An 11,734-nucleotide genomic window follows, 5' to 3' on the forward strand; every position below is an offset into this window, starting at 1 on the left:
TTCTCCAGTGACTTTGCGGGTTGGGGTGGTGTCCGTCCCGGGACCGGGCCTATGCCGCGGTCCCGGAACGGAAGCGTTTGTTCAGCTGAGCAGACCGCCTGGGACGACCTGGTCCAGCTCGTCGAGCGTCCACTCGGGTGTGGTCCGGTGGTCGCCACGGTAGATCGACTTGACCACGTCAAAGGAGGACCACTTGGCGACGGTGCCGCCGCCGATGGAGAAGACCTGTCCGTTCGTCTGGGCGGCAGCGTCGGTCGCCAGCCACGTCACCATCGGAGCGACGTAGCTTGCCGGTCCGGGTCCGGCCTTGATGGCTTCCCACATCTCGTCGGTGATTTCGCCCGCGGCGTGCTTCTCTTCCCAGCTGGCGATGGTCGCGTGATAAAGCCGGGTGGCCGCGCCGGGGTTGAAACTGTTCGCGGTGACGCCGTGGCCCTGGTAGTCGTTGGCGATGGCTTTCGTCAGCGAGATCACCCCGCCCATTGCCGCAGCGAAGATCGGGTTGCCGAGCGTGCCGCGCGCACCCTCAGAGGTGACGGTGATGAACCGGCCCCAACCGCGCTCTGCCATGCCGGGCACGGTGGCACGGGCGAGGAAGAACTTCTGCGCCAAGAACAGGTCGATGAATCGGTGCCAGGTGTCATCCGTGGCGGTCAGGTCTCCGGGGAACAGCGCCCCGGCGCAGGCCACGACGATGTCCACAGGACCGAATTCGTACTCCGCGATACCGACCGCATTTCGAACACCCTCCGACGTCGCGATGGAGTCATAGCTCGGCACGGCCTTACCGCCAGCAGCGACGATCTCCTGGACGGTCACGTCGGCTGCACCTCGGTTGGCGCCCTCGGCCTGCTCGCTGGTGCCGAGGTCGTTGACGACTACGGAGGCGCCCTGCGCAGCGAGGGACAACGCAACAGCCTTACCGACGCCATTGCCACCTCCGGTGACCAGGGCGACCTTTCCATCCAGTCTCTTACTCATCGGTGGACCTTTCTTTAGGGGATGTGGTGTGCGTGCGGGGATGGCTCAAGCGAGCACGGCCGCATTGATGCCGCCCAGAAGGGCTTGGAGATGCTGGGCGGAGGCCTCGTCTGCACCGCCGATAACGCGCCCCAGAGGCATGGACGCCATCATCTTCATCACATCCATGCCCAGTTCCGCTCCGGCGCCCTCTTGCGGCATCATCGACCCGAACGCTGCCATCGCGACGGCTGCCGCTGCCGGGTGCGCCATGACTTCGCCGATCGTGGAATCTGCGGTGAAGGGTGTTCGCACGTCGTCACCGACGATGGTCACCTCTCCGACGATCTGCGTGTCCCTGCTCGATTTCGCAACGCCGATCCGGTATGAGCCGTCCTCGACGACCCAACGGGAGAGCTGGTCGTTCCAGTAGGCGAGGTCTTGGCGTCTCACGGAGATGTGTACCGCTCCGGCTTCGCCGGGCTTCAGGTCGATCGTTCCGACACCGACCAGTTCCTGCGGTGGGCGGATGACGGCGGAGTCGGGTTTCGTCGCATAGACCTGAACGATCTCGCGACCCGGGACAGCGCCGGTATTGCGGACGACCACCGTGACTTGAAGTCCGTTCTCGCTGTGCTCCACGTCCAGTTGTTCGTAGGAGAAGGTCGTGTAGGACAGGCCGTGCCCGAACGGGTAGAGAACCTCCACATCGCGGGCGTCATATCCGCGGTAACCGACGAACAGACCCTCTCCGTAGCGCACGCGGGAATGCTCGCCGTGGAAGTGCAGATAGCTGGGAGCGTCCTGCAACCGAACGGGGACCGTTTCCGTGAGCCGTGCGGACGGATTGACGGTACCGAACAGGACGTCCGCGATCGCGGAGCCGCCAGCCTGCCCGAGGAGACCGCCGCTGAGAATCGCACCTGCGGCCTCGTCAACCGGTGCCAGGCGCAGCACACCGCCGGCGGAGATGATGACGACCGTGCGGGGCTGCACGGCGGAAACGGCCTCGAGCAGCGCAAGCTGCGCGGCTGGCAATTCGATGTCGTCTCTGTCGAAACCCTCCGACTCTTGGTGCTCGGCGAGCCCCAGGAACAGGATCGCGACATCTGCCGCAGCCGCCAGCTCTGCGGCCTCCGCCCGCAGGTCGGTCTGGTCGCTGTCGCCGTCGGTGGTGAAACCGATTGAATTGGTCACCTGCGCCCCAGGGGCAGCTGCCCGGATCTGGTCGAGGGGGATGTCCAGGCGTGTGGGGCGTACGTGCGAACTGCCACCGCCTTGGTAGCGGGGCTCTGTCGCGAACGGGCCGATCACGGCAATGCGTCCGCTCGGATCGAGGGGGAGCAGGTCGGCGTCGTTCTTGACAAGAACGATGCTGCGCCCAGCGATCTCTCTGGCCAGGGCGTGGTGCGCGTCGTAGTCCACCGTGACCTCACGGCGCGACTGCTGCGCCAGAAGGGCGGTTCGGGCGACGGCGCGGGCTGCTCGTTCGACGGCGGCGACAGGAAGAGTGCCGGCTTCGACGGCCGCGACCACTGCGGTGTCCGACGCTGCGGTATCCCCCGGCATCTGCAGATCGAGGCCCGCATCTACTGCGGCGACACGGTCCGCGACCGCTCCCCAGTCGCTGATCACAGCGCCGGCGAAGCCCCACTGCTCTCGCAGAACGTCGGTCAGCAACCAGCGGTTCTGTGACGCGAGAATTCCGTTGATGCGGTTATAGGAGCACATCACCGTCCAGGGCTGCGCGTCGCGGATCACTGTTTCGAATGCGCGCAGGTAGATTTCGTGGAGCGGTCGCGCATCCACATCTGAGCTCAACCGCATCCGATCGAATTCGGCGTTGTTAGCCGCGAAATGCTTCAAAGACGCGCCGACGCCGCCGGACTGCAGCCCGTTCACCCAAGCTGTCGCCAGCAGCCCGGTGAGGAACGGGTCCTCGCTGAGGTATTCGAAGTTTCTCCCGCACCGTGGGTCACGTTTGATGTTGATGCCGGGGCCGAGTAGCACGTCCACGCCTTGCGCCTGGGATTCCGCCGCGAGTGCAGCGCCGACGCGTTCTGCCAGTTCCAGATCCCAGCTCTGTCCCAGGCTCACTGCTGGAGGGAAGCATGTCGCCGGGACGCTGGCGCCGAGGCCGAGGTGATCCGCAGCGTCACCCTCCTGCTTCCGCAGTCCGTGCGGCCCGTCCGACATCGCAAAGCTCGGCACGCCGGGCACGGTCTTGGTCTCCCAGAAAGACGCCCCGCCGCTCAGTGCTGCCAGCTGAGTCACATCCAGTTGTTCGATGACAGCGTTGACGGTGTCCTGAATCGGGTCGGTCATGTGAGTCTCCCTAGAAGCGAGGTCGTTGAGGGTGTCGCTACGGCCGAGGTGTCCGCGCGTCGACGGGCGCCGACGCAGGCTCGAAGCCCTCGGGGGCGAGGGTGAACGAGTGAAAGGAGATCGCTCCCTTGCCCCGGTACCGGAAGTAGAGCGCGGACTTTTCGGTAAGCCCTTCGGGCAGCGCGACCGTCCCGGTTTCCCCGACCGGTGTGGGTACCGGGATGACTGCCAGCGGAGCACCGTTGAGTTCGGTGCTCACATGCACTTCACCGTCACCGCCGCGAACATCCACGGTGACGGAGCGCGCGGCGCGCAGGTCGAAGTGCTTGAACCCGGCTACGGCCCCGTCGCGCATGTTGGCGATGTGTTGATCGCCTCCACCCTCGCGATCATGCCCGGTCTGGGTGAAATAGGGGTGCGGCCCCCGACGGCTGATGCTCAGGTAGGGCAGCGGGCCAGCCCCCCGCGCGGATTGCAGGATGCAGGCGATCCTCGCCGGGTAGGTGCCCTCTCCTATCAGCGGACCGTTGTTGAGTCCGGAGCTTGTCATCTCCGTCTGGAGGAACCGCCCATCTGCGGCGAGTTCGATGGGTTCCGCGACTGCTTGTCTGCTCACCTGTTCACGGTTCGTGTGCCGGTGGTAGAAGATGTACCACTGGTTCTCGATCTGGACCAGCCCGCCGTGATTGTTGGCGGTGTAGTTCAGTGCGTCGGCAGCGGTACGACCGTCCAATCCGATGTCCCCGTTGCTCACAAGGACCCCGCGATATTTGAAACCTTCGGTGGGCCGGTCGCTGGTCGCGTAGCAGAGCTCGTGCCCCTGGATCGACGAGTAGACGAAGTAGTAGGTGTCCGCGATCTTGCGGATTGAAGCGGCCTCGTAAAACTCGTGCCCTTCAAACCCAGTACCCTCGCTCGCGCCTGCCTTCGGCACAATCAGGCGTGGGCCAGCCGCGATCGTGTGCATGTCCGGTTCGAGAGCGACCACGTAGGCACCCTCATGCACGAGTCCGTGCCGACCCATCAGGAGGTACGTCTGCACTTTGCCTTCCATGCCGAATCCGAAGTACAGGTAGGCCTGTCCATCGTCATCAACCAGCACGCCCGGGTCGAAAGGGAACGGGTCGCCCGGTCGCGACCCCATCGCCGGCCCGCCGGGATGTGTGACGTACCCGAGGAACTCGTAGGGCCCTTCCGGGGCGTCGGCGACGGCGACGGAGATCCTCGGTACGAACTCCAGGCCGTAGTAGAGGTAGAAGCGACCGTCACCGCCTTGAACCACGTCCGGCGCCCACAGCGCACGTTTACCCGTCCGGTTGCCTGGATCTTGTTCCTTGCGGTACATCACCCCGTGATTGGACCAGTCGCTGAGATCAGTGACGGGTGCAGACCAGGCGACGTAGTCGTTCATGCAGTACTTGCGACCTGAGAACCGATCGTGCGAGCCGAACAGGAACACTCGGTCACCGAAGATGCGTGGCTCGCCATCGGGGATGTACTCCCAGTCCGGCAGGTACGGGTTGACCGCTTGCTGTTGCATGCTCGATGGCTCCGATTCCTTGTACGGTCTGGACGTTGTGGATGATGCTGAGGTCGCCTCGCGTCGCCACGTGCCGACGTTCGCCTTTAGCGGACGCTCCTGATCGGGATGACGGCTAGGGTGCCCACAGGGCGATCAAGACGACCGCGACGTACACGACGAGGAATCCGCCGAACACCAGTACAGTCACTGCGGCGACGGCAGGTCCGATGACGCCGGGAAGTGGGTCTGCCGATCTTCATCGCTTCGCCCCGTCCAGACGAGATCGTCAACGTGAGTGGAATGGTCGGCTCAGCGCGGACGGTCAACTGCCTGGTGGGCTCCATTGCCGATTCTTTCTTGAGTGAGGGGTGCGATCGCAGAGGCGGACAAGAAACCGACTGAGTGTCGGTTTCTGCCCTCAACAAGAAACCATACTTCAGTCGGTTTCTTGATGCAACCTGTGCGTTGAGCATTGTCAGCGTCCTGTGTAATAACTCGTTGCGAGGAGTGCGCCGGCACGATTGAGTGCCGTGGCGGGGCGGCTCAGTGCGCTGTTCGGGGATCCAGCGATATCTGTGAGGGATAGTGCCCAGTCGTACTCGGAGGTGTCGACGTCGATCCGACCGGCGATCAAGGCGGTGGGAATGTGGCGCGCGCGGGCGATATCGGACGTTACGGTCGGTGCTTTCCCGTGGGCTGATTGACCGTCAAAGCGGCCTTCGCCGGTGACCACGAGGTCAGCGCCGCTGACCGTATGGTCGAGGTCGATGAGCTTCGCAACTTCTCGCGCGCCGGGGACCAGTTGGCCTCCCCAGGCTGCCAACGCGAACCCAGTGCCTCCGGCTGCACCGGCCCCCGCCCTTGACGGGTCTGCGTCGAGCAGACCGGCCCAGTTCTTGAGTGCCCGCTCGATGAGGACGATATCGCTCTGGGACGCGCCCTTCTGCGGTCCGAACACCGTTGCAGCGCCGGTGGGCCCCAGAAGAGGTGCGGAGACGTCGGTGAGGACGGTGACTCCACCACGGGGCGGGGCGGCGAGTGTGGCCCGGTCGATCCGCGCCACGTGCTGCAGTCCGCGTGGGGTGGGCGGGAGTTCCTGGTCGTCCTGATCTTTGAGACGCGCGCCCAATGACCACAGGAGCCCTGCACCACCGTCCGTGGACGCGCTTCCTCCGATGGCGAGGACCAGTTTGTTCACCCCGGCTCGGAGGGCGTCGCGAATCGCTTCCCCGAATCCGACGGTGTTGGCCTCGAGAGGGAGCAGATCATCGATGGAGGGTACGAGCTCTATCCCCGAGGTGTTGGCCAGCTCGACGACGCCTGTCCCGTCACGCAGCAGAAGCCAATGCGCGTTGACCTTCTTGCCGTGCGGGCCGCTGACGCGTATGGGCATCCGTGTCGCGCCTTTGGAGTGGGATTCGAAGGCGGCCAGGGTGCCTTCTCCCCCGTCGGCCATTGGAGCGGGGATCACCGTGTCTTCGGGGCAGACCGTCAGCCAACCGGCGGCGATTGCTCGGGCCGCGGCGCGGGCGGTAATGGATCCCTTGAAACTGTCCGGTGCGATGACGACCCGCGCGGGCCGTCGGCGTTCGGGGGGCATGAGTCAGGACCGATGTTCGTCGAGCTCGCTTCGGCCTCGGCCGGATAGCTCCTCTACCTGCAGCAGAAGCGCGGAGTGGTCCAGTCCTCCAGCTCCCTGGGCTCGGAGCGATGCGACCAGTTCTGCCACATGCGCCCCGAGTGGGATCGACACCCCGGCGGCGCGGGCACTGTCAATGACGATCCCGAGGTCTTTGTGGTGCAGGTCGATGCGGAAGCCTGGCGTGAAGTTGCGTTTCAGCATGTTGGGGGACTTGCGTTGGAGGACGGTGCTGCCGGCCAGCCCCCCGCCGAGGACGTTGATCGCAGACTCGAGGTCGACGCTGTGGGCGTCGAGAAACACCAGCGCCTCGGCGAGGAGCTGCAGATGACCGGCGACCATCAACTGGTTGGCTGCTTTGACGGTCTGTCCGGCACCCGAGGGTCCCACATGCACAATGGTTGAGCCCAGCGCCCGAAGGGTGGGCAGTGCCGCGTCGAAATCTTCCCGGTCGCCGCCGACCATGATCGAGAGTGATCCTTCGATCGCGCCTGCCTCTCCGCCGCTGACCGGTGCGTCCAGCGCTCGGATTCCTTGAGCTGTCGCGGCATGGGAGATCGCTTTGCTTGTTTCGGGCTTGATCGTGCTCGCGTCGATCAACAGCGTCCCACGCGCGGCATGAGCGAGTACGCCGGCCTCGCCCAAAACGACCGCCTGCACGTCGGGGCTGTCGGGGAGCATGGTGATCACCACCTCCGCCGTCTGCACTGCCTCTGCAACGGATCCCGCCATCCGGGCGCCCTTCTCCACCAGTGCACGCCCCTTTTCGGGGGTGCGGGTGAAGCACGTCACGTCGTGGCCGGCGTTGATGAGGTTCGACGCCATGGGCGCGCCCATGACACCAAGCCCGATGAAAGCGATCTGCGTCATGCCAAGTTCTCCCAGCTGTGGTTGTCAAAATGTTCGAACGGATCGTCCTCGGTTGAACCGACGAATTCGAGCGCGACGATCCCGCGGTAACCAGCGCGGCGCAGCTGCTGCACCCACCCGGCCAAGGGCAGCTCCCCTGATCCGGGGATACCTCTGCCGGGCGCATCGGCGACCTGGACGTGCGCGGCCGATTTCGCGTGGGTGGCGATGGCAGCCTCCACGTCGTCGCCGTTCGTGGCCAGGTGATAAAGATCCAGGAGAATGCCGGCGTCGGGCGCGTCGCAGCGCGCCGATTCGATGAAGTCGGTCACGTCCTGGGCGGTTTTCAACGGATACGCCGGCGCCCCGCTGACCGGTTCGATCATCACCGTCGCGCCGATGGAAGAGAACAGCCGGGCGAGTTTGCGAACGTTCTCGCTGGCGACCTTGTCCTGATGCTCGGGCGTGAACCGGTCTGGTAGCCGGTTGCCGTACAGCGCGTTGAAGCGGCGGGTACCCAGCCGCACCCCGAGTGTTCGTGCGATCTCCGCACTCGCGAACAGTTCTGCTTCGCGTCCTGGCCAGGACAGCACTCCGCGATCTCCCGCCGGCATGTCGCCGGCGAATAGGTTCAGCCCGACGAGGGAAAGCCCGGAGTCGATGATGCTGTCGGCGAACTCGTCGATATCCTGCGGTGAAGGCACGGCCGAGGTGAACGGCCACCAGAACTCCACAGCCCGAAACCCTGCGGCGGTGGCCCGGCGAAGGCGTTCCCTGACCGGCAGTTCCTTCCACAGCAGCGACAGGTTCAGCGCGAGCTGTGGGACGCCTCCGGTCGAGTGGTTGGAGCTACTTGGCATTGCTGATCCGTTCGTCGGGCGCGGCTGCGAGGGTGCTGTTGGCGGCCTGGGCGAGTAGTTCAAGTCGCTGTTGGCGTCGGATGGCCTGGGCGGCCGGGTCGGGTACAGGTGCGGCCAGGTGCAGTCGTTTGGTGTAGTCGCTGGTGGGATTGGTCGTGACCTGGTCGCTGTCTCCGGACTCGACGATCACACCCCGGTAGAGGACGGCGACCCGATGGCAGATGCTGCGGATCACGGCGAGGTCATGGGAGATGAACAGGTACGAGATGCCGAGGCGTTCTTGGATCTCGATGAGGAGGTCGAGGACCCGCGCCTGGGTGGTCAGGTCTAGTGCTGAGACCGGCTCATCGCAGATGATCAGGTCCGGCTCCATTGCAAGCGCACGCGCGATCGCGATTCGTTGCCGCTGGCCGCCGCTGAACGCGCGAGGGAGTCGATCGGCGGCATCGGCTGGGAGCCCTACGCGCTCAAGAAGCTCGATGACTTTGCTGCGAGCGTCGTGACGGTTCATGCCTGCAGCGATGAGCGGCTCCGTAAGCGTGCCTGCCACCGTCAAGGATGGATTCAATGAGCTGTACGGGTCTTGGAAGATCGCCTGGATGTCGACCGCGAGAGCTCTGCGAGCTCGTCCTCTCACATGGCTGATTTCGCGGCCTTTGAAGACGATGCGTCCGCCCGATACCGGTGCCAGCCCGAGGATTGCTCGCCCCAGGGTCGACTTGCCCGACCCGCTTTCACCGACAAGCCCATACGTCTCGCCGCGGCGGATGTCCAATGACACGTCGGCGAGCACCGGCACGGGGCGGCCGCGAAACCCGCGGCCCGGGTAGTGAACACTGAGCGATTCGACGCTCAGCAGCTTCTCGCTGGTCATCGGGCGGTCTCCAAATAGGTGCTACGACCCGGTTTGTCATCGAGGGTCGACCCGAGCAGGGTGCGGGTGTATTCCTGTTGCGGGTTCCTGAACAACTCCTCGACGGTCGCCGTCTCCACGATCTCGCCGGATTTCATTACCGCGACTCGGTTGCAGATGTCTGCCACGACGCCGAGGCTGTGGGTGACGAGGATCATCCCCATCCCCCGCTCGCTCTGGAGATCGCGGAGGAGTTCGAGGATGTCCGCTTGGACCGTGACATCCAACGAACTGGTGGGCTCATCGGCGATGAGGAGTTCTGGATCGCTGGCGATGGCACCGGCGATCAGGATTCGTTGGGCCATCCCGCCGGAGATCTCGTGCGGATAGGAACGGAAGGTGCGCTGCGGGTCACTCAGGCCCACCCGCCGGAACAGTTCCAGCGTGTGAGCGGTCGCGGCGCGTCGGCTCATCCCCATCCGGCGTGTGAGCGGTTCGACGAGCTGAGACCCGAGCGTGAAGCTTGGATCGAGGTTGGACATCGGCTCCTGTGGGACGTAGCCGATGTGGGTCCCTCGCACCGCCGAAGCAGTGACCGCCTTTGTGTCAGCGCGAACACCCATCACAATCTGTCCACGGGTGATCCGTGCCGCGTCTGGCAGGAGCCCCAGGACTGCGAACACCGTCTGCGTCTTCCCGGATCCGGACTCCCCCACGATCCCGAGGATCTCTCCGCGGTCAACATTCAGGTCGACTCCGCGGACGACGTTCTTCTGCCCTCCGCCCGGGAGGCCGTACGAGATCGAAAGGTCGCGAACCGACAGCACGTGCGAGGCGTGCGGGTCGATGGTGATGCGGGGACCCTCGACGGAATCGTCGGAGTTGCCCCCGTTCGGGACGGCGGTGCGCGGCGCGACGGCCGCGTCGGCGTCCTCGAGCGCATCGCGCAATGCGTTGGCGATCAGTCCGAGGGCCGCGGTGGTGATGCCGATGGCCAGGCCCGGCCACAGGATGCCCCATGGGGAGCGGAAGATGTTGAGGAACGCATCGTTGAGCATCCCACCCCAGGTGGGTTCGGAAGGGCTGCCAAGGCCCAGGAATTCCAGGCCGGCCTGGATCATGATCCCCGCGCCGATCATTCCGACCGCGGCAATCACGACGATTCCCCGCACCGCTGCCAGGATGTGGCGGGACATGATCCGGGCGCTGCTGACACCCGACACCCGCGCCGCGTCCACGTACAGCTCCCCCTTGACCGAGATGACGATGTTGCGCATAAGTCGAAATAGGAATGGGGAGATCAGTACGCCGAAGACAGCCATGGTCACGACGGTGTTTGGCCCGATGGCGGTGTACAACGCCACGAGAATGATGATGCTCGGGACTGCGAGCAGGGCATTCGAGAACCAGCTGAAGGTGGCGTCGAAGCCGCGCCCGAAGTATCCGGCAAGTAGCCCGGTGGACAGCCCGACGAGGATGGCCACCACCCCCACTGTGACGGCGCCGATGAGGGTGAGTTGGCTGGCTACCAGTAGCCGGCTGAGAATGTCGCGTCCGGACCCGTCGCCGCCCAAAAGGTAGACGGCGTTCGGTGCGGCGTTGATCTGGTCCAGTCTGGGCACCCCGGGATCGTGGGGTGCCAGCAATCGGCCGAACACGCTGATGATCACGATGAGGCACAGCACGGTGAACGAGGTCAGTCCGAGCGGATTCTTGAAGAACCGACGGGCTACGGCCCCCCGCACCGTTGGTGTGGCGGATGCTGGCTCCGAGGACAGCGAAACAGTCATTGGACGCGCACCTTCGGGTTGACGAGGGCAAGGAGGATGTCGAGGGCGATGTTCACGATGACGACAAAAATGACCGTCATCGCTACCACCCCAAGAAGGACGGGAACGTCCGACTGCTGGGCAGCGGTGTTGGCGAGAGTTCCGATCCCGGGCAGCGCGAAGACCTTCTCGATCACGACCGACCCGCCGAGCATCCCGACGAACTGGAGGGAGAGCGACGTGAGAAACGGTGGCGATGCGTTGCGAAAGACGTGCTTGAGAACGACGCGCCGTTCGGATAGGCCCCGCGCCCGCAGAGTTCGCACGTAGTCACGTCCGAGCACATCGATGATCGACGCGCGGACTAGGCCGGAGCCGACCCCGCCGACCACGAGTGCGGTGACGGGGAGGACGAGGCTGAGCGCCCATCCTGCAGGGTCTTCGGCGAGCGGGACGTAACCGGTGGCGGGAAGGATTCCGAGATTGAGCGCGAAGATGAGGACGAGGAACATGGCCAGCCAGAACGGTGGGATGGCTGTTCCGATCACGTTCATGAGTTGCACGAACCGGTCCAGCCACCCGCGGCGCAGTGCCGCCACGATCCCCAGGAGCGCGCTGATGGTTCCCGAAATGATGGTCGCCACGATGACGATCGACAAGGTGACCGGCAGACGCCCGCCGAGGGCTTCGAGCACGGGCTGGTTGTTGATGTACGACGTGCCGAAATCGCCCTGAACGGCGCCGACCAGCCAGTTGGCGTATTGCTGCCAGATCGGCAGGTCCAGCCCGAGTTGCTGCGCCCGCAAGTCGACGGCTTCCTGCGGCGCGGTTTCGCCCAGCAAGGAGCGGGCGATATCTACACCGCCGCTGTAGACCAGTAGCGCGGTGATGGAGGTCACGACGAAGATGAGCGCGATTCCGCTGAGAACGCGCCTGACGAGAAACCAAATCATTGAT

General features: G+C 64.9%; 9 protein-coding genes. All 9 read right to left on the bottom strand.

The genetic code is table 11. The annotated features are described in order from the left end of the window. Nucleotides 1-81: 81 nt before the first annotated feature. Nucleotides 82-981 (bottom strand): SDR family NAD(P)-dependent oxidoreductase, encoded by a 900-nt coding sequence (locus F6B43_RS16000; protein WP_150450010.1) that lies wholly within the window; start codon nt 979-981, stop codon nt 82-84. Nucleotides 982-1,026: 45 nt separating this feature from the next. Next, on the bottom strand, nt 1,027-3,285 hold the full coding sequence (locus F6B43_RS16005; RefSeq protein ID WP_150450011.1) for a glycoside hydrolase family 3 C-terminal domain-containing protein: 2,259 nt from the start codon (nt 3,283-3,285) through the stop codon (nt 1,027-1,029). Between the two features lie 37 nt (nt 3,286-3,322). Then, nucleotides 3,323-4,825 (bottom strand): family 43 glycosylhydrolase, encoded by a 1,503-nt coding sequence (locus F6B43_RS16010; RefSeq protein WP_150450012.1) that lies wholly within the window; start codon nt 4,823-4,825, stop codon nt 3,323-3,325. 457 nt (nt 4,826-5,282) lie between these two features. Further along, complete coding sequence (locus tag F6B43_RS16015) at nt 5,283-6,407, bottom strand: glycerate kinase (RefSeq protein ID WP_150450013.1); 1,125 nt, start codon at nt 6,405-6,407, stop codon at nt 5,283-5,285. A 3-nt stretch (nt 6,408-6,410) separates the two neighbouring features. Then, entirely contained in the window at nt 6,411-7,316 is a 906-nt protein-coding gene (locus F6B43_RS16020; protein WP_150450014.1) for a 2-hydroxy-3-oxopropionate reductase, read from the bottom strand. Next, the gene (locus F6B43_RS16025) at nt 7,313-8,155 is read right to left on the bottom strand and encodes a hydroxypyruvate isomerase family protein (RefSeq protein ID WP_150450015.1); all 843 of its coding nucleotides are present in this window, start codon (nt 8,153-8,155) and stop codon (nt 7,313-7,315) included. Before F6B43_RS16025 ends, F6B43_RS16020 begins: the two co-directional genes overlap by 4 nt. After that, nucleotides 8,145-9,029 carry an ATP-binding cassette domain-containing protein gene (locus F6B43_RS16030; protein ID WP_150450016.1) on the bottom strand — a complete coding sequence of 295 codons (885 nt, stop codon included), beginning with the start codon at nt 9,027-9,029 and terminating at the stop codon, nt 8,145-8,147. Before F6B43_RS16030 ends, F6B43_RS16025 begins: the two co-directional genes overlap by 11 nt. Beyond that, the gene (locus tag F6B43_RS16035; RefSeq protein WP_150450017.1) at nt 9,026-10,798 is read right to left on the bottom strand and encodes a dipeptide/oligopeptide/nickel ABC transporter permease/ATP-binding protein; all 1,773 of its coding nucleotides are present in this window, start codon (nt 10,796-10,798) and stop codon (nt 9,026-9,028) included. The genes F6B43_RS16030 and F6B43_RS16035 overlap by 4 nt, the downstream gene beginning before the upstream one ends. Further along, nucleotides 10,795-11,730 carry an ABC transporter permease gene (locus tag F6B43_RS16040; protein ID WP_150450018.1) on the bottom strand — a complete coding sequence of 312 codons (936 nt, stop codon included), beginning with the start codon at nt 11,728-11,730 and terminating at the stop codon, nt 10,795-10,797. Before F6B43_RS16040 ends, F6B43_RS16035 begins: the two co-directional genes overlap by 4 nt. Between the last annotated feature and the right edge of the window lie 4 nt (nt 11,731-11,734).

The sequence above is a fragment of the Microbacterium rhizomatis genome (assembly GCF_008710745.1).
Classification (GTDB): domain Bacteria; phylum Actinomycetota; class Actinomycetes; order Actinomycetales; family Microbacteriaceae; genus Microbacterium; species Microbacterium rhizomatis.

Bases quoted from the DNA above. Each gene is read 5' to 3' on its own strand.
- F6B43_RS16000 (WP_150450010.1), bottom strand. From the start codon at position 981: ATGAGTAAGAGACTGGATGGAAAGGTCGCCCTGGTCACCGGAGGTGGC.
- F6B43_RS16005 (WP_150450011.1), bottom strand. From the start codon at position 3,285: ATGACCGACCCGATTCAGGACACCGTCAACGCTGTCATCGAACAACTG.
- F6B43_RS16010 (WP_150450012.1), bottom strand. From the start codon at position 4,825: ATGCAACAGCAAGCGGTCAACCCGTACCTGCCGGACTGGGAGTACATC.
- F6B43_RS16015 (WP_150450013.1), bottom strand. From the start codon at position 6,407: ATGCCCCCCGAACGCCGACGGCCCGCGCGGGTCGTCATCGCACCGGAC.
- F6B43_RS16020 (WP_150450014.1), bottom strand. From the start codon at position 7,316: ATGACGCAGATCGCTTTCATCGGGCTTGGTGTCATGGGCGCGCCCATG.
- F6B43_RS16025 (WP_150450015.1), bottom strand. From the start codon at position 8,155: ATGCCAAGTAGCTCCAACCACTCGACCGGAGGCGTCCCACAGCTCGCG.
- F6B43_RS16030 (WP_150450016.1), bottom strand. From the start codon at position 9,029: ATGACCAGCGAGAAGCTGCTGAGCGTCGAATCGCTCAGTGTTCACTAC.
- F6B43_RS16035 (WP_150450017.1), bottom strand. From the start codon at position 10,798: ATGACTGTTTCGCTGTCCTCGGAGCCAGCATCCGCCACACCAACGGTG.
- F6B43_RS16040 (WP_150450018.1), bottom strand. From the start codon at position 11,730: ATGATTTGGTTTCTCGTCAGGCGCGTTCTCAGCGGAATCGCGCTCATC.